Origin of the sequence: Roseateles sp. 22389 (assembly GCF_052044995.1) — a bacterium.
Taxonomy (GTDB): domain Bacteria; phylum Pseudomonadota; class Gammaproteobacteria; order Burkholderiales; family Burkholderiaceae_C; genus Roseateles.
The window spans coordinates 363,512-388,119 of record NZ_JBQEOF010000003.1 but is presented as its reverse complement, the minus strand read 5'-3'; the positions used below and the strand labels follow the sequence as shown (position 1 = coordinate 388,119).

17 protein-coding genes are annotated in these 24,608 nt (G+C 71.2%); 9 read left to right on the top strand and 8 right to left on the bottom strand.

The window, feature by feature from the left end; all coding sequences use genetic code 11:
* Positions 1–103 precede the first annotated feature (103 nt).
* Positions 104–451: an antibiotic biosynthesis monooxygenase family protein gene (locus ACTJKJ_RS06665; RefSeq protein ID WP_440819951.1), complete on the bottom strand. Its 348-nt coding sequence runs from the start codon at positions 449–451 to the stop codon at positions 104–106.
* The gene (locus tag ACTJKJ_RS06660) at positions 448–1,479 is read right to left on the bottom strand and encodes a hypothetical protein (RefSeq protein WP_440819950.1); all 1,032 of its coding nucleotides are present in this window, start codon (positions 1,477–1,479) and stop codon (positions 448–450) included. The genes ACTJKJ_RS06665 and ACTJKJ_RS06660 overlap by 4 nt, the downstream gene beginning before the upstream one ends.
* 90 nt (positions 1,480–1,569) lie before the next feature.
* Here ACTJKJ_RS06660 and ACTJKJ_RS06655 point away from each other — a divergent pair, with 90 nt between their 5' ends.
* The 3 genes from ACTJKJ_RS06655 (at position 1,570) to ACTJKJ_RS06645 (ending at position 4,376) form a co-directional block, all read left to right on the top strand.
* A complete protein-coding gene (locus ACTJKJ_RS06655; RefSeq protein ID WP_091724877.1) occupies positions 1,570–2,274 on the top strand; it encodes an ArsR/SmtB family transcription factor in 705 nt (234 codons plus the stop codon).
* Positions 2,271–3,068, top strand: a complete 798-nt coding sequence (locus ACTJKJ_RS06650; RefSeq protein WP_297385086.1) for a DUF72 domain-containing protein — start codon at positions 2,271–2,273, stop codon at positions 3,066–3,068. The genes ACTJKJ_RS06655 and ACTJKJ_RS06650 overlap by 4 nt, the downstream gene beginning before the upstream one ends.
* Positions 3,069–3,179: 111 nt before the next feature.
* Positions 3,180–4,376 carry a GGDEF domain-containing protein gene (locus ACTJKJ_RS06645; protein WP_297385088.1) on the top strand — a complete coding sequence of 399 codons (1,197 nt, stop codon included), beginning with the start codon at positions 3,180–3,182 and terminating at the stop codon, positions 4,374–4,376.
* Positions 4,377–4,379: 3 nt separating this feature from the next.
* On the opposite strand, the gene ACTJKJ_RS06640 is transcribed toward ACTJKJ_RS06645, so the two are convergent.
* Entirely contained in the window at positions 4,380–4,985 is a 606-nt protein-coding gene (locus tag ACTJKJ_RS06640) for a YdeI/OmpD-associated family protein (protein ID WP_440819949.1), read from the bottom strand.
* 59 nt (positions 4,986–5,044) lie between these two features.
* Here ACTJKJ_RS06640 and ACTJKJ_RS06635 point away from each other — a divergent pair, with 59 nt between their 5' ends.
* Positions 5,045–6,160 (top strand): calcium:proton antiporter, encoded by a 1,116-nt coding sequence (locus tag ACTJKJ_RS06635; RefSeq protein ID WP_440819948.1) that lies wholly within the window; start codon positions 5,045–5,047, stop codon positions 6,158–6,160.
* Between the two features lie 95 nt (positions 6,161–6,255).
* On the opposite strand, the gene ACTJKJ_RS06630 is transcribed toward ACTJKJ_RS06635, so the two are convergent.
* The 3 genes from ACTJKJ_RS06630 to ACTJKJ_RS06620 all read right to left on the bottom strand — a co-directional run bounded on the left by ACTJKJ_RS06630 (position 6,256) and on the right by ACTJKJ_RS06620 (position 15,444).
* Complete coding sequence (locus ACTJKJ_RS06630; protein WP_297385093.1) at positions 6,256–7,806, bottom strand: methyl-accepting chemotaxis protein; 1,551 nt, start codon at positions 7,804–7,806, stop codon at positions 6,256–6,258.
* A gap of 129 nt (positions 7,807–7,935) precedes the next feature.
* The gene (gene icmF / locus ACTJKJ_RS06625) at positions 7,936–11,220 is read right to left on the bottom strand and encodes a fused isobutyryl-CoA mutase/GTPase IcmF (protein ID WP_440819947.1); all 3,285 of its coding nucleotides are present in this window, start codon (positions 11,218–11,220) and stop codon (positions 7,936–7,938) included.
* A 192-nt stretch (positions 11,221–11,412) separates the two neighbouring features.
* Positions 11,413–15,444, bottom strand: a complete 4,032-nt coding sequence (locus ACTJKJ_RS06620) for a PEP-CTERM sorting domain-containing protein (protein WP_297385097.1) — start codon at positions 15,442–15,444, stop codon at positions 11,413–11,415.
* Positions 15,445–15,605: 161 nt separating this feature from the next.
* Between ACTJKJ_RS06620 and ACTJKJ_RS06615 the strand changes: the two genes are divergently transcribed.
* The 4 genes from ACTJKJ_RS06615 to ACTJKJ_RS06600 all read left to right on the top strand — a co-directional run bounded on the left by ACTJKJ_RS06615 (position 15,606) and on the right by ACTJKJ_RS06600 (position 19,613).
* Positions 15,606–16,238, top strand: a complete 633-nt coding sequence (locus tag ACTJKJ_RS06615; protein WP_297385099.1) for an ANTAR domain-containing response regulator — start codon at positions 15,606–15,608, stop codon at positions 16,236–16,238.
* Positions 16,239–16,587: 349 nt separating this feature from the next.
* On the top strand, positions 16,588–17,811 hold the full coding sequence (locus ACTJKJ_RS06610; RefSeq protein ID WP_147240769.1) for a CmpA/NrtA family ABC transporter substrate-binding protein: 1,224 nt from the start codon (positions 16,588–16,590) through the stop codon (positions 17,809–17,811).
* Positions 17,812–17,845: 34 nt separating this feature from the next.
* Positions 17,846–18,781: a nitrate ABC transporter permease gene (ntrB, locus tag ACTJKJ_RS06605; RefSeq protein WP_440819946.1), complete on the top strand. Its 936-nt coding sequence runs from the start codon at positions 17,846–17,848 to the stop codon at positions 18,779–18,781.
* A 28-nt stretch (positions 18,782–18,809) separates the two neighbouring features.
* A complete protein-coding gene (locus tag ACTJKJ_RS06600) occupies positions 18,810–19,613 on the top strand; it encodes an ABC transporter ATP-binding protein (protein WP_297385103.1) in 804 nt (267 codons plus the stop codon).
* A gap of 159 nt (positions 19,614–19,772) precedes the next feature.
* Here the strand turns inward: ACTJKJ_RS06600 and ACTJKJ_RS06595 are convergent, their stop codons facing one another.
* Positions 19,773–21,221, bottom strand: a complete 1,449-nt coding sequence (locus ACTJKJ_RS06595; protein WP_297385105.1) for a type IV pili methyl-accepting chemotaxis transducer N-terminal domain-containing protein — start codon at positions 21,219–21,221, stop codon at positions 19,773–19,775.
* Between the two features lie 325 nt (positions 21,222–21,546).
* Between ACTJKJ_RS06595 and ACTJKJ_RS06590 the strand changes: the two genes are divergently transcribed.
* Complete coding sequence (locus ACTJKJ_RS06590; RefSeq protein WP_297385106.1) at positions 21,547–22,824, top strand: MFS transporter; 1,278 nt, start codon at positions 21,547–21,549, stop codon at positions 22,822–22,824.
* Between the two features lie 16 nt (positions 22,825–22,840).
* Here the strand turns inward: ACTJKJ_RS06590 and ACTJKJ_RS06585 are convergent, their stop codons facing one another.
* The gene (locus ACTJKJ_RS06585) at positions 22,841–24,559 is read right to left on the bottom strand and encodes a bifunctional protein-serine/threonine kinase/phosphatase (protein WP_440819945.1); all 1,719 of its coding nucleotides are present in this window, start codon (positions 24,557–24,559) and stop codon (positions 22,841–22,843) included.
* Positions 24,560–24,608 lie beyond the last annotated feature (49 nt).

The following is a 24,608-nucleotide window of genomic DNA, read 5'->3' as shown; positions in this document are numbered from 1 at the left end:
GCGAGAACCGTTACGCGCGTTACGCGGCTCTCGAGCGTCGCGCGACCGATGCGCCTATCCCGACACGACCGATGCCACCGACACCACCGGCGCCATGGGCACTTCAGGCGCGATGGCGCTCTCGACTGTCCGTGGGCGCCTCGTCGCGTGCCTGCATGCCGTAATCGCGGAGCACCGCGGCGACGCGCAACCGGTAGTCGGCGAACACGCCCGCGCGGCCCTCCGATTGCGCTTGGCGATGCGCCTCCGGACGCCGCCAGGCCTGCACCGCCGCCTCGTCGCGCCAGAAGGACAGCGAGAGCAGCTTGCCCGGGTCGGTCAGGCTCTGGAAGCGCTCGATGCTGAGGAAACCATCGATCTCCTGCAGCAGGGGCTTGAGCTCGGCGGCGAGCTCGAGGTAGCGGTCGCGACCGTCGGCGCTGGGCGTGACTTCGAAGATGACGGCGATCATGGGAAAAGCTCCTCCTCCTTGAATTGCGGAATGTCCATGTTGGGCAACGCCAGCGGCGCGACGGCGGTCGGCGGACGCAGCCCCGATTGCTCGGCGAGCCACTGCAGCGCCGCCAACGAGATGCCCAGCGCCAGGCCTTGTCCCGGGCAGCGGTGGGCGCCGTCGCCGAAGGGGTGGTCGGTGCCGGCCAGCGGCACGGTGACCGGTGCGGAGGGCTGCTGCCGGGCGTCGAAACGCCGGGTCACGCGCACGGCGCCGCCCTCGCGTGCCAGGCGCAGCAGGGCTTCGCGCGTCGGTGCGCCGCCCACCCACGAATCACCGAGCAGCGCATGGCCCAGCAGCGCGGCGCCCGCTTCATGGCTCTGCCAGATCAGCGCGAGCCGGTTCGCGGTGAACGCGGCGCGGTCGGTCCAGCGCGAGGGCGCGGCGTACCGGAGCAAGGTCCATTGCAGCGGCGCATCGGGCGCGCGGTGCTCGGCGTCGTCGAGCGCGCTCAGCAGCGTCGCCACCGCTTCGCCGCCCGCGCGGACCGCCTCACCCGTCGCCTGGGCGCCCAGGCCGGCCGCCATCGCGCGCAGTTGCCCATGTAGTCGGCGCTGGGCCGCGAGCTCCTCCATGGGCAGGCCCAGCAGGCTCGCCACCGTCGATGCAGGGACCGCCCAATGCCAGTGGGACCAGCCGCCCAGCGCGGCGATGACTGCCTGGCGACGGGCATGGGCGCGGACGTCGTCATCGGACAGCGCCAGCAGCGCGCGCGCGAGCGCCGCCTTCTCCGGCGCGTGGTCCGCGTCGTCGCGCTGCCGCAGCCAGCGCGAGAAGACCTCGGCCAGCGGCCCACCTTGGACGCGCAGCGGCGGTGGCAGCGGCTCGTCCGGCGGCCGCATTCGCAATGCAGGGTCGAGCAGGGGCGCGAGCGGCGCATCGATGCTCAGCGCGTCGGCGATCGGGGCATCGGTGTCAACGGCATCAGCGGCGCCAACGACCTGGGCATTGGCATCGTGCCGCGCATGGAAGGGACAAGCGGTCATCGCGTGGGCGCCCGGGTGGGCGAGGGGATGGGAGATGGGGGAATCTTCGCGATGGATCGCCGGGAACGCTTCGCTTAGCATCGAAACATGATTGACGCCCCCACCGCCGACGAGGCGCTGGCGCACATCGCCGCCAGCATGGCCGAGCCGGTCCGCGCGCGCATGCTCTGCTGCCTGATGGACGGCCACGCGCGCACCGCCACCGAGCTGGCCGCCGTCGGCGAGGTCGCGGCCTCGACCGCCAGCGCCCACCTGGCCAAGCTGCTCGCGCAAGGGCTGGTCGGCTGCATGGCCCAGGGCAAGCACCGCTACTACCGGCTCGCGGGCGCCGAGGTGGGCCAGGCCCTGGAGGCGATGCTGGTGCTGGCCGGCCTGCCGCGCCCGCGCTTCGAGCCCAGCACCCCGCCCGCGCTGCGCCAGGCGCGGCGCTGCTACGACCACCTCGCCGGCCACTGGGGTGTGCGGCTGCACGACCATGCGCTGCGCCAGCGCTGGATGACGCCCGATCCCGACGAGGCCCGCGGCTACCGCTGCACCGACGAAGGCCTGGACGCGCTGCGCGCGCTGGGCGTCGATGTCGCCGCGGCCACCGGCGCGCGTCGACGGCGCCTGGCCTGCGCCTGCATGGACTGGAGCGAACGCCGGCCGCACCTGGGCGGCGCGCTGGGCGCGGCCTGGCTGCAGGCGATGCTGGCGCAGGACTGGCTCGACCCCGATCCCGACAGCCGCGCGCTGCGCGTCACGCGGCGCGGGCAGGCCCGACTCGAACGACTGCTGGAGGACACGACGACATGAGCACCTCGATCCATGTGGGCATCGGCGGATGGAACTTCGAACCCTGGCGCGAGACCTTCTATCCGAAGGATCTGCCGGCGTCGCGCGAGCTGGAATACGCCAGCCGCAAGCTGAGCGCCATCGAGGTCAACGGCACCTACTACTCGACCTTCAAGCCGGCCACCTTCGCGAAGTGGCGCGACACGGCGCCCGAGGGCTTCGTGTTCTCGCTCAAGGCCAACCGCTTCGCCACCAACCGGCGGGTGCTGGCCGAGGCCGGCGAATCGGTCATGCGCTTCATCGACAGCGGCGTCGCGGAACTCGGGCCCAAGCTCGGGCCCATCGTCTGGCAGTTCGCGCCGAGCAAGCGATTCGATCCCGTCGACTTCGGCGCCTTCCTGAAGCTGCTGCCGGCGCAGTCCGGTGGCGTGGCGCTGCGCCACGCGCTCGACGTGCGTCATGAGAGCTTCCGCCGCGCCGAGTTCCTGGCGATGGCGCGCGACCACGGCGCCGCCGTCGTGTTCACCGAGTCGGACGACTACCCGCCCATCCCGGACCTGACCACCGACTTCGTCTACACCCGCGTGATGCGCACCCGGTCCGAGCTGGAGACCGGCGTCACCGAGGAGGAGCTCGACGGCATCGCCGCCAGCGCCTCGCGCTGGGCCTCGGGCGGCCAGCCGGACCGCCTGCCGCTGGTCGAGGCCGACCGCACGCCGCCGCGGCGGCCGCGCGACGTGTTCGTGTTCTTCATCAGCGGCGCCAAGGAACGCGCGCCCGCCGCCGCGATGGCGCTGATCGACCGCCTGACCTGAGCATCCCTTCCCGAGCTTCGTCCGGGTGCCACGGCTTGACGTCAACTTGACGCCTCGGGCCCGCGATGTAGGGGGACGGGCGCCGGTCCGGGATCACTACACTCGCTCGTCATGGCGTCCATCCACATCCCCACGCTGATGTTGGCGCTGCTGAGCGGCTTCGCGATGCTCGGCGTGCAGCTGTGGGCGGCGCAGCGCAGCCGGCTGCGCTACCTGGATCTGGCGGTGTGGACCTGGGGCTCGTGGACGCTGCTGGCCGGCTTCGCGATGTTGACGGCCCGGCTGGTGGTGCCGGTGTGGGTGTCGGCGCTGCTGGGCAACGGCCTGATCGCGCTGGGCATCGTGTTCTACAACGAGGCCATCCATCGCCACGTGCTGGGTCGCTCGTTGCCGCGCTGGATGTGGTGGAGCGCCCCGTTGGTGGCGTGGACGCTCACGGCCTGGATGCTGACCTGGCCGCTGGCGCTGCGCACCAGCGCGATCTCGCTGGTCTTCGCGCTGCTGCTGTGCCCGGCCATCCTCGTGCTGCTGGGGCCGGGCTGGCGCGGCGAGTCGTCGCTGCGCGCCGTCGGCCTGACGCTGGTCGCCGCGGCGACCAGCCTGCTGCTGCGCAGCGTGCATGCGCTGACGAATCCGGAGGAGTACCGCGACCTGATGCAGAGCAGCCTGGGCCAGGGCCTGACCTTCCTGTTCAGCTTCATCTGCCTGATCGGCGCGGGCTTCGGTTTCGTGCTCGCCAATTTCGAGCGCATCGCGCGTCGCATGGAGGAGATGGCCTCCACCGACGGCCTCACCGGCTGCCTGAACCGGATGACGGCGGATGCGCTGCTGCGGCATGAGCTGGAGCGCGGTCGACGCGAAGGCACGCCGCTGGCTTTCGTGCTGCTGGACCTGGACCACTTCAAGGACGTCAACGACTGCCACGGCCACCATGCGGGCGACGATGCGCTGCGCGCCTTCGCGGCGGAGGTGCGCGCCCGGCTGCGCGCGTCGGACGTGGTGGGGCGCTGGGGCGGGGAGGAGTTCGGGCTGATCCTGCCGGCCACCGACGGACCGGGCGCGGCGCGCCTGGTGGAACAGATCCGCGAGGCGGTGGCGACGCTGCGGCTGTGCGACGGCGAGGGCCACGACTTCGCCTTGACCGTCTCCGCCGGCATCGCGGTGGCGGCGCCGGGCGGACAGCTGACCGCCGACCAGCTGTTCATGCGCGCCGACCGCGCGCTCTATCGCGCCAAGGACGGTGGCCGCAACAACGTGCAGCTGCACGACAGCGGCTGGGAGCTCGGCATGGAGAGCCCGGCGGCCTGAGGTTCAGCGGCGCTCGTATTTCCAGTTGCGGCGCTTGCCTTCCGCCATCCACGCGATGGCTTGCGCCAGGCGCTTCTCGCGGGTGCCGGCCTGCTTTGCCTCGACGATCCACTCGATGTATTCGCGCTGCTGGCCGGGCGGGAAGGCCTCGAAGGTCGCTCGCGCCGCCGCGTTGGCCTGGAGCGCCGCGCCCAGGTCGTCCGGCGTCGCCAGCGGTGGCCGGGGCGCGGCCGCCTTGGCGGGCCGGGCCTTCACGCCGTCCTCGATGAGGCGCATCGCGCGCTGCAGGATGGCCTGCTGCTCCGCCGGGGCCGGCAGGTCCTGGAGCGAGGCGACGCGGCCGAGATCGCCCATGGCGCCGTCCTTCGCATGCGCCGCGCCGACGGCCGCCGCCCCGTGCCAGAAGCCGATCGAGCAGTGCGCCTTGAAGGCGGCCATGCCGGTCAGGATCCGGTCGCGGTAGGTGAAGTTGGGGAAGCCCCACTTGATCGTCTCGACGACCTCGGGGCAGTGGGCATGCACGGTCGCGCGCCAGTACCGCAGGATCTCCTGCGCGAAGGGAGCGGCGCGCTCGATGTAGGCATCGACGCGGGGATCGAGGGTGGGCATGGCGTCGCAGCCTAACGCGTCCACGGGCGGGCGACCATCGTGGTCTATGCTCGGTCCCCATGCGCGCCAAGCCCTCGAACTCCCTTCTCGCCCGCCTGCCGGCGGCCCTGCCGATCTGGACGCTGCTCGCGCCGCTGGCGGCGATCCTCGCGCTGCTGGGGCTGACGGCCGGCGGCAACTCGACGCTGGTGCTGGCGGTGGTCAGCGTCCTGCTGATCGGCGCGGTGCTCGCGGCGGTGCATCACGCGGAGGTGGTCGCGCACCGGGTGGGCGAGCCCTATGGCTCGCTGGTGCTGGCGGTCGCGGTGACCATCATCGAGGTGGCGCTGATCGTGTCGTTGATGCTCGCGGGGGGCGAGCCCACCAACACGCTGGCGCGGGACACGGTGTTCTCCGCGATCATGATCGTCTGCAACGGCGTGCTGGGCCTGTGCATCCTGGTCGGCGGCTGGAAACACCAGGAGCTGGCTTTCCGCGTCGAGGGCACGAGCCCGACGCTGGCGGTCCTGGCGGCGCTGTCGGTGCTGACGCTGGTGCTGCCGGCCTTCACGACGAGTTCAGCGGGGCCGACCTTCACCACCGCGCAGCTGCTCTTCGCGGGCGGCGTGTCGCTGGTGCTGTACGGCGCCTTCGTGTTCGTGCAGGCGGTGCGGCACCGCGACTACTTCCTGCCGGTGGCCGGCGTCGACGACCAGGACACGCATGCCGAGCCGCCGAGCTGGCGCGTGGCCGGGCTGAGCCTGGCGCTGCTGCTGGTGTGCCTGGTGGGCGTGGTCGGTCTGGCCAAGCTGCTGGCGCCGACGATCGAGCGCGGCGTGCATGCGATCGGCGCGCCGCCGTCGCTGGTGGGCGTGATCGTGGCGATGCTGGTGCTGCTGCCGGAGACGGTCGCGGCGGTGCGCGCGGCGCTGCACAACCGACTTCAGACCAGCCTGAACCTCGCGCTGGGATCGGGCTTGGCGAGCATCGGGCTGACGATCCCGACGGTGGCGGTGCTGTCGCCGCTGTTCCCGCATTCCCTGGTGCTGGGGCTCACGCCGCTGAGCATGGTGCTGCTGTTCCTGACCTTCATCGTCGGCGGCCTCACGCTGGGCGGCGGACGCGCCACGGTGCTGCAAGGCGCCGTGCACATGGTGGTGTTCGTCGTGTTCCTGTTCCTGGCGGTCGTGCCCTGAGGCTTCAGGGTCGATGACCCGGGCCGCCCGAGCGCGGTCCATGGCCCACCGGACGGGTCGATGCTTCGCCATTGCGCCAGCCCGGCCCCTGCCTCCTACGCCGCCAGCCTGAACGCGCTCACCAGCGCGTTCAGCTGCTCCGCCTGCGAGCGCAGGCTGCCCGCCGCGGCGGCGGATTCCTCGACCAGCGCGGCGTTCTGCTGCGTCATCTCGTCCAGCCGCTGCACGGCGACGTTGACCTGGCCGATGCCATCCTTCTGCTCGGCGGCCGCCGTGGCGATCTCGCCGACGATATCTGCCACGCGGCGCACGCCTTGCACGATCTCGCCCATCGTCGTGCCGGCGTCCTGTACCAGCCGCGTGCCGGCGTCCACGCGCGAGACGCTCTCGCCGATCAGCGCTTTGATCTCCTTGGCCGCGCCGGCCGAGCGCTGCGCCAGCGCGCGCACCTCGCCGGCAACCACCGCGAAGCCGCGTCCCTGCTCGCCGGCCCGCGCCGCCTCCACCGCCGCGTTCAGGGCCAGGATGTTGGTCTGGAAGGCGATGCCGTCGATGACGCCGATGATGTCGTTGATGCGCCGCGAACTCGACTCGATCTGCTGCATCACCTCGACCACCTCGCTCACCACGTCGCCGCCCTTGGAGGCCGACTCGCGCGTCGCGCTCACCAGCGCGTTGGCCTGCTGGGCCGAGCTCGCCGTGTGCGCCACCGTGCCGGTCAGCTCCTCCATCGACGAGGCCGTCTGCTGCAGGTTGGAGGCCGTCGCCTCGGTGCGCGCCGACAGGTCCTGGTTGCCGGTCGCGATCTCCTGCGTCGCGACGTTGATGGTCTCGGTGCCGTCGCGGACCTGCCGCACCATACGCCGCAGCGCGTCCTGCATCGCGCTCAGCTCGCGCAGCAGCACGCCGATCTCGTCGCTGCGATCGACGACGATGTCCTGGCTCAGGTCGCCGCTGGCGATGGTCTGCGCCACCGCGCCGGCGCGCACCATCGGCGCTCGCACCGACTGCGTGATCCGCCACGCGATGAAGATGCCCAGCACCACCGCCAGGCCGGTCAGCGCCAGCATCAGCGTCGCCGCCTGTGAGGCCTGCTCGCGCTGGCGCGCGGCGTAGGCGTCGGTGTCCTCGGAGATCAGCGCCACGAGCTTCTCGACCGACGCGAGGTAACTGGTCGCCGCCGGGATCAGGGTCTGGTCGACCTGCCGGCCGCCCGCCGCCGGGTCGGCCTTGATCGCGGCCATCACGCCCTTGCGGATGTCGACGTAGCGCTGGCGCTCGGCGGCGATGACCGGCAGCTGCGCCTTCTGCTCCGGGTCGTCGATGGCCTTCTCCAGGTCAGCCTGGAGCTGGTTGATGCGCTCGGTGGTGCGCGTCATTTCGCCGGAGAGGAATGCGGTCAGCCCGTCGTGCCCGCCGGACTTGGCGATCGCCATCACGCGATTGAGGTTGAGCTCGGTCGCGGCGCGCCAGTTCGTGGCCATCAGCCGGCGCTGCTCGAGCACATGCAGGCCGTCGCTCAGGCGCACCATCTCGCGCAGCTTCATCACCCCCACGCCGGTCATCAGGGCCGCCATCGCGAGCACCGCCGCGAAGCCGACCTGGAGCAGGGTGGTGATCTTCATCCGGTTCAGCGTCTGCAGCATGGCGGACTCCCGTCGACGTGGGTGCGATCGATTATGGGAGTGCCCCCTGGACACGGCAAGGCAGGGAAGGCCCGGGCCCCTCGGGTCGGGGGCTGTGCGGAAGGGGCCGGGTCATGCGCCCGGCCGGGCTCACATGCTGCGCCGGTACTGCCCGCCGACCTCGAACAGCGCCGCCGTGATCTGCCCCAGCGAGCAGACCCGCACCGCGTCCATCAGCACCTCGAAGACGTTGCCGTTGTCGATCACCGCCTGCTGCAGCCGCTTGAGCATCGCCGGCGACTCGGCCGCGTGGCGCGCATGGAACTCGCCCAGGCGCGTCAGCTGGCTCTGCTTCTCGTCCTCGGTCGAGCGCGCCAGCTCGATGTGCTCCGGCACCGGGTCGCCATGCGGGTTGCGGAAGGTGTTGACGCCGATGATCGGGTACTCGCCGGTGTGCTTGAGCATCTCGTAGTGCAGCGATTCCTCCTGGATCTTGCTGCGCTGGTAACCCGTCTCCATCGCGCCCAGCACGCCGCCGCGCTCGGCAATGCGCTCGAACTCGGTCAGCACCGCCTCCTCGACCAGCTCGGTCAGCTCGTCGATGATGAAGGCGCCCTGGCTCGGGTTCTCGTTCTTGGCCAGGCCCCATTCGCGGTTGATGATCAGCTGGATCGCCATCGCGCGGCGCACCGATTCCTCGGTCGGCGTGGTGATCGCCTCGTCGTAGGCGTTGGTGTGCAGCGAGTTGCAGTTGTCGTAGATCGCGATCAGCGCCTGCAGCGTGGTGCGGATGTCGTTGAACGCGATCTCCTGCGCATGCAGCGAGCGGCCCGAGGTCTGGATGTGGTACTTCAGCTTCTGGCTGCGCTCGTTGGCGCCGTACTTGTCGCGCATCGCCACCGCCCAGATGCGGCGCGCGACGCGGCCCAGCACGGTGTACTCCGGGTCCATGCCGTTGCTGAAGAAGAAGCTCAGGTTGGGCGAGAAATCGTCGATGTGCATGCCGCGCGCCAGATAGGCCTCCACGAAGGTGAAGCCGTTGGACAGCGTGAACGCGAGCTGCGAGATCGGGTTCGCGCCCGCCTCGGCGATGTGGTACCCGCTGATCGACACCGAATAGAAGTTGCGCACGTCATGGTTGACGAAGTACTGCGCGATGTCGCCCATCACCTTGAGCGAGAACTCGGTCGAGAAGATGCAGGTGTTCTGGCCCTGGTCCTCCTTGAGGATGTCGGCCTGCACCGTGCCGCGGACGTTGGCCAGCACCCAGGCGCGGATCTTGGCGGCCTCGTCGGCGGTGGGCTCGCGGCCGTTGTCGGCCTTGAACTTGGCCAGCTGCTGGTCGATGGCGGTGTTCATGAACATCGCCAGGATCGACGGCGCCGGGCCGTTGATCGTCATCGACACCGAGGTCGTCGGGTTGCACAGGTCGAAGCCGTCGTACAGGACCTTCATGTCGTCCAGCGTCGCGATGCTGACGCCGGAGTTGCCGACCTTGCCGTAGATGTCCGGCCGCGGCGCGGGATCGGCGCCGTAGAGCGTGACCGAGTCGAAGGCCGTCGACAGCCGCTTGGCCGGCATCCCTTCGGACACCAGCTTGAAGCGGCGGTTGGTGCGGAAGGCGTCGCCCTCGCCGGCGAACATGCGGGTCGGGTCCTCGCCCTCGCGCTTGAACGCGAACACGCCGGCCGTGTAGGGGAAGCTGCCCGGCACGTTCTCCAGCATCAGCCACTTGAGCAGCTCGCCCTGGTCCTCGTACGGCGGCAGCACGACCTTGCGGATCTTGGTGCCCGACAGCGAGCTCGACACCAGCGCGGTGCGGATCTCCTTGTCGCGGATCTTCACGACGTACTCGTCGCCGGCGTAGGCCTTCTGCATGTCGGGCCACTGCGCGAGCAACTGGCGCGCGTCGGCGTCGAGCTTCGCCTGGCGCGATGCGGCGAGCGCCTCGAGCGCCGCCACGTTCGCTTGCCCATCGGACTGCCCCAGCATCGCGGCGCTGGCGCTGAGTTGCTGGATCTCGCGCGCGAGCCGCGCCTGCGCGCGGGCGCGTTTCTTGTAGGCGCGGACGGTGTCGCCGATCTCGGCCAGGTAGCGCGCGCGCGCCGGCGGCACGATCGGCGTCTGGTGCGTGCTGAAGCGCGTCGCGGCGATCGGCAGGCGGCCGTCGCGCAGGCTCAGGCCGAGTTCCGCCAGACGCGGCTTGAGCGCCTGGTACAGCGCGGTGACGCCGTCGTCGTTGAAGCGGCTGGCCATGGTGCCGAAGACGGGCATCTCCTCGGCCTTCTTGCCCCAGGCTTCCTTGTTGCGCTGCACCTGCTTGGCGACGTCGCGCCAGGCGTCGGCCGCGCCCTTGCGGTCGAACTTGTTGATCGCCACGAACTCGGCGAAGTCCAGCATGTCGATCTTCTCGAGCTGGCTGGCGGCGCCGAACTCCGGCGTCATCACGTACATCGGCACGTCCACGTGCGGCACGATGGCCGCGTCGCCCTGGCCGATGCCGGAAGTCTCGACGATGACGAGGTCGAAGCCGGCGACCTTCGCCGCGGCGATCACGTCGGGCAGCGCCTGCGAGATCTCCGAGCCGAAGTCACGCGTGGCCAGCGAACGCATGTACACACGCGGGCCGGCCGCCCAGGGCGCGATGGCGTTCATGCGGATGCGGTCGCCGAGCAGCGCGCCGCCGCTCTTGCGGCGCGACGGGTCGATCGAGATCACCGCGATGCGCAACGCGTCGTCCTGGTCCAGGCGCAGGCGGCGGATCAGTTCGTCGGTCAGCGAGGACTTGCCGGCGCCGCCGGTGCCGGTGATGCCGAGCACCGGGATGCGCAGGTCGCGGGCCGCCTCCCGCAGTGACTGGGTGAAACCGGCCGGCGCGCGGCCGTTCTCCAGCGCGGTGACCGCCTGCGCGAGCGCGCGCCACGCGGCTTCCGAATGGCCCTGCAGCGCGGCGATCTCGCCGGGCGCGGCGGCGCTCAGGTCCTGGTCGCAGCGCATGACCATCTCGCCGATCATGCCCTGCAGGCCCATGCGCTGGCCGTCCTCGGGGCTGAAGATGCGCACGCCCTGGTCGGCCAGGTCGCGGATCTCGGCCGGCACGATCACGCCGCCGCCGCCGCCGAACACCTGGATCTTGTCGCCGCCGCGCTGGCGCAGCAGCTCGACCATGTACTTGAAGTATTCGACGTGGCCGCCCTGGTAGGAGCTGACCGCGATGCCCTGCGCATCTTCCTGCAGCGCGGCGGTCACGACCTCGTCCACCGAGCGGTTGTGGCCCAGGTGGATGACCTCCGCGCCCATGCTCTGCAGGATGCGCCGCATGATGTTGATCGCCGCGTCATGGCCGTCGAAGAGGCTCGCGGCGGTCACGAAACGGACCTTCTGGGTGGGGCGGTACTCGGCCAGGGCCTTGTACTCGGCGGACATCTCGGTCATGCGTGTGTCTCCGGCTGGGGGGCGCGGTCGCCTGCGGACGGCGAGGGTGGTCCCGCCGCGGCGCCTGTCGTGGGTCGATCCCTTCTGGGGACCGACCATGGGCGCCGATTCTAGGTGCCGGTTGACGTTTACGTAAACGTGAGTAGCCCGGAGTTGCCGACCCGCGAAGTGCGGGTAATCCCTTGGATGCGCCTACGCGCGGCGTCGGCGGGCGAGCGCCAGCCAGGCCAGTCCGACGGCCATCAGCGCCCAGGTGCCGGGCTCCGGGACGGCGGTCGCGCTGGCGAACGAGCGCACGTAGTCCAGCCCGCGCTGGTTGAGCGCGGTGTAGCCGGTGACGGCGTTGCCTTGCGCGTCCAGCACGCTGCTGATGCCGGCCCAGTACATGCTGCGCGTCGCATCGGTCTCCATCGAGGCCTGGCCGACGAACGAGTTCGTGTTCCTTCCCGAGTAGAGGTTGCCGGACAGCGACGCCTCCAGGCTCATGTCGAGGTGGATGGGCTGGCCGAACACGAAATCGATGGACAGGGTCTGCATGCCGGCCGAGCTGCCCGGACTCTGTTCGGTCTCGCGCACACCGTTGAGCAGGCGGTCGTAGCGGTAGTGGTGCAGGTCCACCTGCCCATCGGCAGGGCTGGACAGGCCCTCGGCGCGGACCGCGAGGTCGGACGTCCAGAGGTTGCTGGCGATGTAGAAGGCCTCCGCATTGGGCGGCGACTGCGTCATGCTGCCTTGCCCTGTGGGAACGGCGTCGAAGAAGACGCGGAAGTTCATCCGACCGGTCGTGCCGGCCGCGCAAGTGCCGCATTGGATGATGAAGCTGTCGGTCAGCGAGCTCTTGACGTCCCCGAACAGCCAGGTCTCGTGGTTGGGCCCCGGCGCGACCAGCGAGGTCGTGCCCTTGATGTAGGCCTGCAGATGCCCGTCGGAGGCGGCGCCCCAGCCGTCCATGCTCGACGCGGCCTTCTCCAGTGGCGCGTCGTAGCGGACCGCGTCGCTGAACTGGCGCTTCTCGCCGGGCAGCGTCACGCCACCGTCCGCGCCATGGCGGGCGCCGACGCCGAAGGCGCTGATGGCGTAGTTGTAGTCCACCGAGAAGGTCTGGGCCTGCGCCGGGCCCGCCAGGCCGAGCAGACCCGCGGCGCCCACTGCGCACATGGCGCTCGTCAGGCGCCGGATCGCGACGCGTCGGCGCCGCGCACCGAGGCCCAGCAGCCCCAGCCCCGACAGCAGCAGCGCCCAGGTGCCGGGCTCCGGCACCGGCGCCGCGTTGGCGAAGGACCGCGCGTAGTCGACGCCGGCCGCGTTCAGCGCGGTGAAGGCGGTGACCCGGTTGCCTTGCCCGTCGAACACGGTGCCGATGCCATCCCAGTACATGCTGCGCGTCGCGTCGGTTTCCATCGCGCTGTGGCCGCTGAAGGACGCGCTGTTCGCGCCGGACGAGACGACGCCCAGCACGGAGGCGCTCAGACTCATGTCGAGCCGGATCGGCTCGCCGAAGACGAACTCGATGGACAGTTCCCCGGAGGAGGACGACCCGCGGGTCATTTCCTCGACCGAGTGCTCGCCGTTGTGCAGCTTGTCCAGCCGATAGGTGGTCTGCCAGAGCTGCCCGGGATTGGGGCCGCCCCAGCCGTCGGGCGGCATCGGCGGCGGGTCGGGCACCCCCGCGGCGCTGAGGTTCAGCGAGGTCGTCCAGTGCGTGTCGGCCATCAGAAGCGGGGTGCCGTCGCCCGGCTGGCCCAGCGCGCTGTCCCGGGTGGTCGCGGCATCGAATCGGACGTTGAAGGTCATCCAGCCGGTGGTGCCGGCGGCGCAGGTGCCGCACTGGATGACAAAGCTGTCGGTCAGCGAGGTCGTGATGCCTCCGGACACGTACACGCCGTGTTCCCCTCGGGTGGAAAGCGTCGTCGATCCCTTCGCGAAGGCCTGCAGGTGGCCGTAGCGGGCGGCGCCCCAGCCCTCGATCCGCGCGTCGAAGTTCAGGCTGGCGTCGCGGGCCCCGACCGCGTCGGTGAAGCCGCGCACTTCGCCGAGCGCGCTCTCGCCGCCGCCCTGGGCGCTGCGTCCGCTGGTGCCGGGCGCCCCCATTTCATAGAGGTAGCCGACGCTGAAGGCCGGCGTGGTCGGCTGCTGGGCCAGGGCCGCGTCGCCCAGCATCAGCACGCCACCGAGGACCGCGACCGCCGGCGCGATCGTCGTGCGGGAGCGAGGCGACCGCGGCCGACGCCGGGCCAGCATCCCCAGCAGGCCCACCCCGGCCGCCATCAGCGCCCAGGTGCCGGGTTCCGGCACGACCGCGGCGTCGGCCATGGACCGCGCGTAGTCGACGCCGACGCTGTTCAGCGCGGTGAAGCCGCTGACCAGGTTCCCGCCGGCATCGGTGACGGTGGAGATCCCGTCCCAGTAGAAACTGTTGGAGAAGGCCGCATACCCCATCGCGCTGAGGGCGCCGATGGCGTTGCCGTCGCCGGCACGCAGGTCGGCCGACGACGAGGCGCTCGCCAGCCAGTTCATGTGGATGGGGCTGCCGAACTCGAACTCGAGCTGGTAGTCGTAGATGCCCATGCCCTCGCGCGAACCGCCGGCCACGATGTCGTCGTTGACCATGGCCCGGAAGTCGTAGGCATACAGCGACAGCGTGCCCGGGCCCGGGAACTCCATGGCGACGCCTTCGGCCCGCATCGACAGGTTGCTGCTCCACGAGTACTGCGTGGTCCGCGCGGCCCCGGGAATCGGCTGCCCCGCCATGTTCGTGGACGAGTTGTTCAGCCCGACGTCACCGGCCAGCACGACCCGGAAATTCATCGTGCCGCGGGTGCCGGCCACGCAGCCGGGGCAGGCGATGGTGAAGCTGTCGACGGCCGACGCGCTGGCATAGGACTCCGCATGCACGCCCGGCTGGTCGCCGGAGACGGAGGTCTGGGTCGTCGCTGCGCGGGACACGAAGACGAGGTGGCCGTAGCTCGCGCTCGCGTAGCCGTTGCTGCCGGCGTACTGCAGCACGCCCGGGGCGCCGTCGTAGAGATTGACGTCCGCGCCGGCCCAGACGGGCGCGTCGCCGGTCTTCGGGTCCGGACCGCCCTGCTGCTGTTGCTTCGTGGCGCCCTGCGCGGAAGCGCCGGCCGTGGCGGTGAACTCGGCCGCCGTGGCGGCGCCGGACCCCAGCGCCAGCAGCGCGGCCAGCAGGGTCGCTGGTGTTCTCGCACGGGAGCTCCGGGGCGCCGCGCCTCGCGCGCGCCGGGCCAGGCTGCCCAGCAGCGTCAGCCCGCCCACCATCAGCGCCCAGGTGCCGGGCTCGGGCACGACCGCGAGGGCGCGCGCGTAGTCGACGCCCTCGCCATTGAGCGCGGTGAACGCGGACACGCGATTGCCCGCGGCGTCGAAGACCTCGGAGATGCCGCCCCAGGAGAAGCTGTGCGAGAAGTCGGCGAAGCTGGTCGTCCGCAAGCTGCCGGCGAAGTCCGGCTCGCCCGGATTCAGCCAGGCCGAGGTCTGGAGAACGACGTTCCAGCTCATGCTGATGGGACGGCCGAACTCGAACTCGAGGAAATAGTCGTACTCGCCCAGGCCCTCGCGGCCGTTGCCCTGCACGACGGTGTCGTTGAGCATGGTCCGCGATTCGTAGGCGTTGAGGGCCAGCGTGCCGGGGCCGGGGAATTCGCCCGCGACGCCCTCGGCGTGCATCGACAGGTTGGTGGACCAGTAGTCCTCCATCCAGCGCCCGGGAGCCTCGGCGGCCGGCTGGCCGGCGGCATCGGTGGCGGCGTGGGTGAGGTCGATGTCTCCCGCGAGCACGACCTTGAAGTGCATCGCGCCGCGCGTGCCCTCGGCGCAGCTTGCGCAAGTGATGACGAAGGCGTCGCCGAGGCTGGCTTCGGCGCGCGCCTGCGCGGTGGCGCCGGGCTGCAGGCTCGCGGACTGCTGCAGCACCTCGCTGAACGCGGACAGGGCCAGGTGCCCGTAGGTGGCGCTGGCCCAGGCCGCGCCGGACACCGTCTGGCGGGTGCCGGCCACGGTGTCGGTCAGGACGGACCGCGCGCCCGTCGTGGCCTGCCGGAGATGGATGACGGGGTCGAGGCTGCCGGCTTGCTCCTGGCGCAAGGCGGTGTCGGTGATCACGCGCGCGGTGGCGGTGAACTCGGCCGCGGACGCGCCGCCGCCCAGCGACAGCAGCGCGACCAGCAGGCCGGCGAAATGGACCGGGCGCGGAACGAGGCGCATGGCGATCTCCCTGGCGGCGTGGGCGCCGCTCGCCGCGACGGTACGGCGAAGCGCCGCGTCGCGCCGCCCCCTCTTGGCAGGACCCCGGGCACAGCGCTTGCGCCGCGGCGGGAGCGTCGATTGCCAACGTGGCTCGGCACGGAACTTGCGCGGCCAGGGGCGTGAAGCCGCCGCCCGCCCCCGATGCCAGCCCGCCGCCGCCCGCGCCCGTCGCGGGCCTGCGCGTGCTGCTGATCGACGATGGCGCGCACCGCGTGGACCTGCTGCGCGATGAACTGGCCCGCCAGGGCCACGAGGTCGTCGGCGTCATCGAGCAGGCGACGCTGATCCACGACTGCGTGCTGCGGCTGCAGCCGGATGTCGTCATCGTGGACGCGGAGTCGCCCACCCGCGACACGCTCGAGAACCTGGCGACGCTGTCGGTGAAGATGCCGCGGCCGGTCGTCGTCTTCGCCGAAGACGAGGACCGCGCGCCGATGCGTCGCGCCCTGCAGGCCGGCGTCAGCGCCTACGTCGTGGCCGGCCTGCAGACGCAGCGGCTGGCGCCGGTGCTGCATGTGGCGATCGCCCGCTTCGAGCAGGACCTGGCCCTGCGCGAGGAGCTCAGCAAGGCGCAGGCGCAGCTGGCGTCGCGCAAGCTGGTGGACAAGGCCAAGGGCATCCTGATGCGCGAGCAGGGCCTGGATGAGGACCAGGCCTACCAGCGGCTGCGCAAGCTCGCGATGGACCGTGGCGAGGCGCTGGCGCAGGTCGCGCAGCGCGTCATCGACGCGCACGATCTGCTGCGCGGCTGATCGCCGCGGCGCCGCCCGGCGCATCCGCGATGCCTGCGAGGCGCCCCGGCCCCGCGATGCCCCGAAGCGCGCCGCCACGGCCCGCGACGCACCGCAACAGCGCATCGATGCCGCCAGACAGTGCATGCCGCCGCGCGGCGGGCGGCGCTGCCCTGCAGGCCTGCGCTGGCACGCTTCCTGCGATGCCTAGTCCGGGCCCCTGCAACGGCGTGGGGGCCTCCGAATAGGTTGGGACAAAGGCGTCCGATCGGTTTCGCGCTTGCGCGGAACGGTCGCGACGCCTTTTTGTTTTTCCGCAGAGGTTTTCCGCTGGAGGTCTTGAATGCAACACGGTTCCAAGGAGGGTCTGATGAGCGCTGAGCGTCGCAAGCTGCTCGCCGCCGGAGCGGCGCTGGGCGGGTTGTCCGCGCTGCCGGGCGGTGGCGCCTATGCCGCGGGCTCGGACAAGCCGGAGAAGGAGGAGGTCCGCATCGGCTTCATCCCGCTGACCGACTGCGCGTCGGTGGTGATGGCCGCCGCGCTGGGCTTCGACAAGAAGTACGGCATCAAGATCGTGCCGACCAAGGAGGCCTCCTGGGCCGGCGTGCGCGACAAGCTCGTCAACGGCGAGCTCGACATGGCGCATGTCCTCTACGGCCTGATCTACGGCGTGCACCTGGGCGTGGCGGGTCCGAAGAAGGACATGGCCGTGCTGATGACGCTCAACAACAACGGGCAGGCGATCACGCTGTCGAAGAAGCTCGCCGAGGCGGGCGCGGTCGACGCCGCGTCGCTGACCCGCGCGATGAAGAAGGAGCAGCGCGACTACACCTTCGCGCAGACCTTCCCGACCGGCACGCATGCGATGTGGCTCTACTACTGGCTGGCCGCCGCGGGCGTGAATCCGATGAAGGACGCCAAGGTGATCACCGTGCCGCCGCCGCAGATGGTGGCCAACATGCGCGTGGGCAACATGGACGGCTTCTGCGTCGGCGAGCCCTGGAACCATCGCGCCATCATCGATGGCATCGGCATCACCGCGGCCACGACGCAGGACATCTGGAAGGACCATCCGGAGAAGGTGCTGGGCACCACCGGCGACTTCGTGAAGAAGTACCCGAACACCGCGCGCGCCGTGATCATGGCCGTGCTCGAGGCGGGCCGCTGGATCGACGCCAGCCTGTCCAACAAGCAGAAGATGGCCGAGACCATTGCCGACAAGGCCTACGTCAACACCAGCGTCGACGCGATCAACCAGCGCATCCTGGGCCGGTACCAGAACGGCCTGGGAAGGACCTGGGACGACCCCAACTACATGAAGTTCTTCAACGACGGCCAGGTCAACTTCCCCTGGCTGTCCGACGGCATGTGGTTCCTCACGCAGCACAAGCGCTGGGGCCTGATCAAGGAGCATCCGGACTACCTGGGCGTGGCCCGCCAGGTCAACCAGGTCGAGCTCTACCGGCAGGCCGCGACCGCGCTGGGCGTGTCGGTGCCCAAGGAGACGATGCGGTCGGCGAAGTTCTTCGACGGCGTCGTCTGGGACGGCAAGGATCCGGCGAAGTACGCCGATGCCTTCAAGGTCCGCGCCTGAGCGGCGCTTCATCCGATCCCCGCAGGAGGCCGCCATGGTCAGTGCCGTGTTCCATTCCCCCACCGACGCCGCCGAGCCGATGAGCGCCCCGGTGGCCCCGCCCAAGCCGCTGGCCCGCGACGCGGCCAACGAACCGGTCGCGCCTTCCACGCCGGCCGCGCCGGCCGCGCCGTCCGCGCGCCCGCCGCGCGCCGGCATCGACTGGCGCAGCCTGTGGATGCGCGTGCTGCCGCCGGTGCTCGGGCTCGGCCTGCTGTGGCTCGTCTGGACCGTCGCCACGCTCAAGGGCGGCGCCTTCCCGACGCCCGGCGCCACCTGGGACGCCGCGGTCCAGCTGTTCGCCGATCCGTTCTATCGCAACGGCCCCAACGACCAGGGCATCGGCTGGAACATCCTGAACTCGCTGGAGCGCGTCGGGCTGGGCTTCGGCCTGGCGGCGGCGGTGGGCATCCCGCTGGGTTTCATCATCGGCCGCTTCGAATTCGCGAGCCGCATGCTGTCGCCGCTGATCAGCCTGCTCAAGCCGGTGTCGCCGCTGGCCTGGCTGCCGATCGGGCTGCTGGTGTTCAAGAGCGCCAACCCGGCGGCGATCTGGACCATCTTCATCTGCTCGATCTGGCCGATGGTGGTCAACACCGCGGTGGGCGTGCAACGCGTGCCGCAGGACTACCTGAACGTCGCGCGCGTGCTGCGGCTGTCGGAGTGGAAGCTGGTGACGCGCATCCTGTTCCCGGCGGTGCTGCCCTACATGCTGACCGGCGTGCGGCTGTCGGTGGGCACGGCCTGGCTGGTGATCGTCGCGGCGGAGATGCTGACCGGCGGCGTGGGCATCGGCTTCTGGGTCTGGGACGAGTGGAACAACCTCAACGTGCGGCACATCCTGATCGCGATCTTCGTGATCGGCATCGTGGGCCTGCTGCTGGAATGGGCGCTGATGGCGCTGGCCAGGCGTTTCTCTTTCGACGATTGAGCGCATCAAGCGCGACCAGGAGATCCTGATGAGCACTCCCTTCATCCGCGTGCAGCGGGCCGACATGGTGTTCTCGACCCGCCAGGGACGCTTCCACGCGCTGCGCGACATTGACCTGGACATTGCCCAGGGCGAGTTCGTGACGCTGATCGGCCATTCGGGCTGCGGCAAGTCGACGCTGCTGAACCTGATCGCCGGCCTGCTGCGGCCCACCGGCGGCGGCCTGCTCTGCGACGGCCGCGAGATCGCCGGTCCGGGGCCGGAGCGGGCGGTCGTGTTCCAGAACCATTCGCTGCTGCCGTGGTTGACCTGCTTCGACAACGTGCTGCTGGCGGTCGAGTCCGTCTTCGGCGGCCGGGAACCGCGGCCGCGACTGATGGCGCGGACGGAGGAGGCGCTGAACCTGGTCGGCATGGGGCATGCGATGTTCAAGCGGCCGCATGAGATCTCGGGCGGGATGAAGCAGCGGGTGGGCATCGCGCGGGCGCTGGCGATGGAGCCCAAGGTGCTGCTGATGGACGAGCCCTTCGGCGCACTGGATGCGCTGACGCGGGCGCATCTGCAGGATGAGCTGCTGAAGATCGTCGCCGCGACGCGGAGCACCGTGGTGATGGTCACGCACGATGTCGACGAGGCGGTGCTGCTGTCGGATCGCATCGTGATGATGACCAACGGGCCCGCGGCGACGATCGGCGAGGTGCTGCCGGTGCGCTTGGCGCGGCCGCGGGACCGCGTCGCGCTGGCGGAGGATCCGGTCTACGTGCATGCGCGCAAGGCGGTGATCGACTTCCTCTACACACGGCATCGCCATACGGAGGCCCGGGCGGCTTGAAGACCCTCACCCCAGCCCTCTCCCGCAAGCGGGAGAGGGAGTAATACCGGCCGCGCTCGCTCTTCTTGCCCCCTCCGCTTGCGGGCGAGGGAGTCCCGGCAGTGCTCGCTCTTCTTGCTCCCTCTCCCGCTTGCGGGAGAGGGCAGGGGTGAGGGGCATTCAGCCGAGGATGATCTGCAAGCTCTGCTGGTAATGCGCCGTGAGCAGATCCAGCCGGTCGAGCAGGATCTCGCTGCTGCGGGCCAGTCCCGCTGCCGCTTCGCGGCCATGGGCGTCACGCAGGCTGCGCATCAGCCGCAGCCACTCGGCGCCGACCTCCGCCAGCAGCGCCCGGATCGCGTCGCTCGACAGCGGCGAGCTCTCCAGCTCCGCCAGCCCGGCGGCAAAACGATCCAGGCTGTCGAGCAGCACCGCCGGATTCCGGCTGGGCAGCAGGTCCGCCAGCAGCGCTTCCTTCGCCAGCTGCTGGCTGAGCATCCGCTGGCGACCGCACAAATTGACGACATGCAGCGGCTTGCCGCCGCCGCAGGCCGCGATGGCCGAGGCGAGCGCATCGGAGTGCGCGCGAAGGTCCTCGGCGGCCGCGTCGGCGGCGAGCAGGGCCTCGGCCGTCGGCTTGCCGGCGAGCAGCGGCTCCAGGCGCCGCCAGGCGTCGATGACCGGATCGACCTGCAGCGCGGCCCGCGATGAGACCGACTCCGGCGCGGCGGAGGACGAAGGCCCCGGCGCGGACGACGTCGACGGCGACATCGCGGCGGTCGGCGCGGGCGACATCGGCGGCAACAACGCAGGCAACAGCGCCGGCAACCGCGACAGGTTGCTCGCCACGCGCGCGCAGGACTCGTCCTGCAGCGTCTTCGCCCGCTTGGCCTCGATGCCGGCCGCCCGCTGCGCCATCAGCTTGACCAGCCGCTGGCTGAGCATGCGCTGCTGTCCGGCGAGGTTGACCGCTTCGGCCAGCTGCGCCGACTGCACCACCGAGCGCGCCACCTCGCCCAGTCGCAGGTGCGCATGCATGGCGGTTTCGCGCAGCAGGCGGAAGGCGCTGTCCTCGTCCAGGTCGCGCGCCGACATCAGCAGGCCCTTGGCGCGCTCGGTCCACTTGCGGTCGTCGAGCTGCGCCCGCACCGCCGCGAAGCGGCCGGCCTGCCAGACGGCCCAGCGCAGCTGGCGGCGCAGCGCCTCGGCGGGAAGCATCGCCTCCAGGATGAGCTGCACGCCCAGCGCCAGCGCGCGCTGCTGGACGGGCGGCGGCAGCGCCGGCGCGTCAGGCACGACGGCCAGGCCGGGCAGCGCGCCCGGCGCATCGACCGCGGGCGACCTCCGGAAGGCCTCGCCAGCGGCCTCGATCGCATTGAGCCAGCCGTCGACCTGGTCGGCTTCGGCCAGCAGCACGAAGGCCTCGACGGCCTGTTCTTGTGCGGCACGCACCAAGCTGTCGCGTCCGGGCTGGTGCACGGACGCCACGATCCAGTGCGGCGGCGGGTCCAGCAGGTCGGACGGAACGCGTTCGCCGCCCAGCAGCAGCACGCGGCGGGGCAGGGCATCGCCGTGGGCGGCGGCGTCATCGAGGGGGCGTGAGGCGGGCGCGGGCAGGGACGCGGACATGGGCGGCAGGCGGGGCGCGACAGAGGAGAAAGGCGGCGTCGGCCGCCTCGTCGGGGCGCCGGGAACCGGGGTGGTCCTCGGCGCGTCGCAGCATAAGCCCTTCGCGCCGGCGGCGGGCGGCCTGGGTGCGGTGCAGCAAACTGGCACGCGACTTGCGAAGGGGAGGTCGTGGCGCAATGACGCGCCGCACCCGCGCGGGGTTCCGGCCCCGCGGTCTTCGCAGCGGGCCGCCGAGCGACCCGATGCCCCATCCGTCAGAAGGCCACGCCGAGCCCGGTGCTCGACGCGGCCTTTTTTCGTTCCAGCCACCCAGAGCCTTCCCGCCATGGCAGCGTTCCGCACCTTCCTGCGCTCCGGTCACGCCCCGACCCTCGGTGCGGCGTTCCTGTACTTCGCGTTCTCGTGCTGCATCTGGGTGCTGAACGGCGCGCTCGCGCCCTTCATCAGCGAGGCCTACCAGCTGACCGCCGCGCAGAAGGGCCTGATGCTGTCGATCCCCATCATGGCCGGCGCGCTGATGCGCTTCCCGCTGGGCGTGCTGTCGCAATACATCGGCCGCAAGAACGCGACGCTGGTCGAGATGGCGCTGATCGCCGTCGCCATGGGCTACGGCTTCTTCATGGTCAAGGGCTACGACGACCTGCTCGCCATGGGCGTGCTGCTGGGCATCGCCGGCGCGAGCTTCGGCGTCGCGCTGTCGCTGGGCTCGGGCTGGTACCCGCCCAAGTACAAGGGCCTGGCGATGGGCCTGGTGGGCGCGGGCAACGTCGGCACCGCGGTGTCGGTGCTGGTCGCGCCGCCGCTGGCGCAGTGGCTGGGCTGGCAGACGGTCTACGCGGTCGCCGGGGCCGCGATCCTGGTGCCGATGATCGTGATGATCGTCTTCGCCAAGGAGCCGCCCGACGTCGACAGCCACGCCGGCCTGCGCAGCCACATGGCCTGCCTGTTCGAGAAGGACGGCTGGGCCTTCAGCCTGATCTATGCGGTCACCTTCGGCGGCTTCATCGGGCTCATCACCTTCCTGCCAACCTACTACTACGACCAGTTCGGTGTCTCCAAGGTGCAGGCCGGCCAGCTGACGATGCTGGCGGCGTTCATGGGCGCCGCGGTGCGCGTGATGGGCGGCTGGATCTCCGACCGCTGGGGCGGCGTCAACACGCTGACCGTGGTGCTGGTCGCGGTGACGGTCACGCTGCTGCTGGTGGGCCTGGCCGGCGGATCGCTGGTGGCCACGACGCTGCTGCTGATCGCGTGCTTCGCCGCGCTGGGCGCCGGCAACGGCGCGCTGTTCCAGCTGGTGCCGCTGCGCTGGCCCGCGGCCACGGCGGTGGCGGGCTCGATGATCGGCGAGGTCGGCGCGCTGGGCGGCGGTCTGGTGCCCAACCTGATGGGCCTGTCCAAGCAATACGCCGGCACCTACTTCTGGGGCTTCGCGATCTTCGCGGTGCTGTCGCTGCTGATGCTGGGCGTGATGCGCGTGATGCAGATCCGCTGGACCCGCACCTGGGCCGAGCGCGGCGGCCGCGCCCGCATGCCCGCCGCGGGCACGGCGAGCAGCGCCGCCTCGGCGCCGTCCCACGGGAGGGCCTATGAAGCGCGTTGACGCGGCCCGGCCGCGTTCAGCGCGGCAGGAACAGCAGCCAGACCAGCAGCAGCAGGTTGAGCAGCGCCGACAGGCCGAAGGCGAGCTGCCAGGCCGCGAGCGGATTGCGACGCGCGAGCGCGCTGCCGCCGGCGGCGGGCAGCGGGCGCGAGGCGCCGCGCTCCAGCGCCAGCAGCAACTCGTCGGCGGTCTCGAAGCGGGCCGCGGCCTCGCGATGCACGGCCTTCAGCAGCAGGCGGTCGAGCCAGATCGGCACATCGGGCCGCAGCCGCGAGGGTGGACGCGGGTCATGCCGGTAGCGGCCGCGCTGGTAGGGCTCGATCTCGCCGTAGGGCAGCCGGCCGGTGAGCCACTGGTACAGCGTGACGCCCAGCGCGAAGAGATCGCTGCCGGCGTCCGCGGGCGCCGGCGGATCGTCCCATTGCTCGGGATTGATGTAGCTGGGCGTGCCGGCATGCAGGTCGCGCAGCGCCTCGGGTTCGTGGCCGGAGAGCGCCACGCCCAGGTCCAGCACGCGCCAGCGGCCGTCGTCGCCCAGGTGCAGGTTGCCGGGCTTGATGTCGCGATGCACGATGCCGGCGCGATGCAGCCGGCCCAGCGCGGCGGCGATCTCGCCGGCCGCGGCGAGGAAGTCGGCCAGCGCCGGTCGGCCCTCGGCCATCAGGTCTTCGAGCGTGCGGCCGTCATGCCAGTCGGCGAGCAGGTACAGCGCGCTGGCATCCGGCGTCTCGTGGCCGCGCACCAATCCGGGGTGGTCGCCGACGCGGCGCGTCACCCAGCCCTCGTGCGCGAGCATGGCGCGCTCCTGTGGGTCGTCGCCGCGGGCCTCGGCGAGCGTCTTCAAGGCGAGCGGGCGCAGGTCGCCAAGGTCCTCGTCGCGGCGGGCGCGGAAGAGCCGGTGCACGCCGTTGTCGGCCACCAGCGCGGTGATGCGCAGGCCGTCGAGCAGATCACCCGCCTTCAAGCGCGGCGGGACGGGCAGGCGCTGCGCGCCGCGCAGCAGGTCGTCGTAATCGGCGGTGCCCGGCGCGCGCACCAGCACCAGCAGCGCGGTGGCGTTGTCGCGTCCGCCCGCCTCGAGCGCGGCGCGGACCAGCGCCTCGGCCGCGGCCTGGGCGTCCTCGCCCATCGCCAGTTCGGCGAGCTGGCTCGCGCGCAGCGGGCCGTGCACGCCGTCGCTGGTGAGCAGCAGCCGGTCGCCGGCGCGCAGGTCGCCTTGCGCGTAGTCGACGCGCACCGTGTCATCGAGGCCGATCGCGCGCGTCAGCCGGGCGAAGTCGCTCTGGTCGATGGCGTGGTCCTGCGTCAGCTGCGTGGCCTGGCCCTCGCGGATCAGCCAGACGCGGCTGTCGCCGACATGGGCCACCGTGTAGCCGCCGCCCTGCAGCACGACGGCGCTGAGCGTCGTCAGCGCCGAGCGCTCGCCGCGCCGGTTGTGATGGGCCAGCCAGCCGTTCTGCGCGGCGATCAGCCGGTCCAGCGCGACGGTGGTGTCCCAGTGGCGCGGCGTGGCGTGGTAGTCGCGCACCAGCGCGCCGACGGTGGTCTGCGCCGCCATGCGGCCACCGCCCTCGCCAGGTTGGCCGGGCTGTCCGGAGACGCCGTCGGCCAGCGCCGCGATCCAGCCCTTGGTGGCCTCGCGCGCGTCCTGTGGCCGCTGCACGGCGGCGAAGTCCTCGTTGCGTTCCCGCGGGCCGCGGTCGCTGGCCAGGCCGATGGCGATGTCAAAACTCATGGTGGCGGCGATTCTGCCGTCATCGCCCGAATCCGTTTGGAGTGTGCCG

Bases quoted from the DNA above. Each gene is read 5' to 3' on its own strand.
- ACTJKJ_RS06620 (WP_297385097.1), bottom strand. From the start codon at position 15,444: ATGCGCCTCGTTCCGCGCCCGGTCCATTTCGCCGGCCTGCTGGTCGCG.
- ACTJKJ_RS06630 (WP_297385093.1), bottom strand. From the start codon at position 7,806: ATGCTGCAGACGCTGAACCGGATGAAGATCACCACCCTGCTCCAGGTC.
- ACTJKJ_RS06660 (WP_440819950.1), bottom strand. From the start codon at position 1,479: ATGACCGCTTGTCCCTTCCATGCGCGGCACGATGCCAATGCCCAGGTC.
- ACTJKJ_RS06645 (WP_297385088.1), top strand. From the start codon at position 3,180: ATGGCGTCCATCCACATCCCCACGCTGATGTTGGCGCTGCTGAGCGGC.
- icmF (WP_440819947.1), bottom strand. From the start codon at position 11,220: ATGACCGAGATGTCCGCCGAGTACAAGGCCCTGGCCGAGTACCGCCCC.
- ACTJKJ_RS06595 (WP_297385105.1), bottom strand. From the start codon at position 21,221: ATGTCCGCGTCCCTGCCCGCGCCCGCCTCACGCCCCCTCGATGACGCC.
- ACTJKJ_RS06650 (WP_297385086.1), top strand. From the start codon at position 2,271: ATGAGCACCTCGATCCATGTGGGCATCGGCGGATGGAACTTCGAACCC.
- ACTJKJ_RS06585 (WP_440819945.1), bottom strand. From the start codon at position 24,559: ATGAGTTTTGACATCGCCATCGGCCTGGCCAGCGACCGCGGCCCGCGG.
- ACTJKJ_RS06640 (WP_440819949.1), bottom strand. From the start codon at position 4,985: ATGCCCACCCTCGATCCCCGCGTCGATGCCTACATCGAGCGCGCCGCT.
- ACTJKJ_RS06665 (WP_440819951.1), bottom strand. From the start codon at position 451: ATGATCGCCGTCATCTTCGAAGTCACGCCCAGCGCCGACGGTCGCGAC.
- ACTJKJ_RS06610 (WP_147240769.1), top strand. From the start codon at position 16,588: ATGAGCGCTGAGCGTCGCAAGCTGCTCGCCGCCGGAGCGGCGCTGGGC.
- ntrB (WP_440819946.1), top strand. From the start codon at position 17,846: ATGGTCAGTGCCGTGTTCCATTCCCCCACCGACGCCGCCGAGCCGATG.
- ACTJKJ_RS06600 (WP_297385103.1), top strand. From the start codon at position 18,810: ATGAGCACTCCCTTCATCCGCGTGCAGCGGGCCGACATGGTGTTCTCG.
- ACTJKJ_RS06590 (WP_297385106.1), top strand. From the start codon at position 21,547: ATGGCAGCGTTCCGCACCTTCCTGCGCTCCGGTCACGCCCCGACCCTC.
- ACTJKJ_RS06635 (WP_440819948.1), top strand. From the start codon at position 5,045: ATGCGCGCCAAGCCCTCGAACTCCCTTCTCGCCCGCCTGCCGGCGGCC.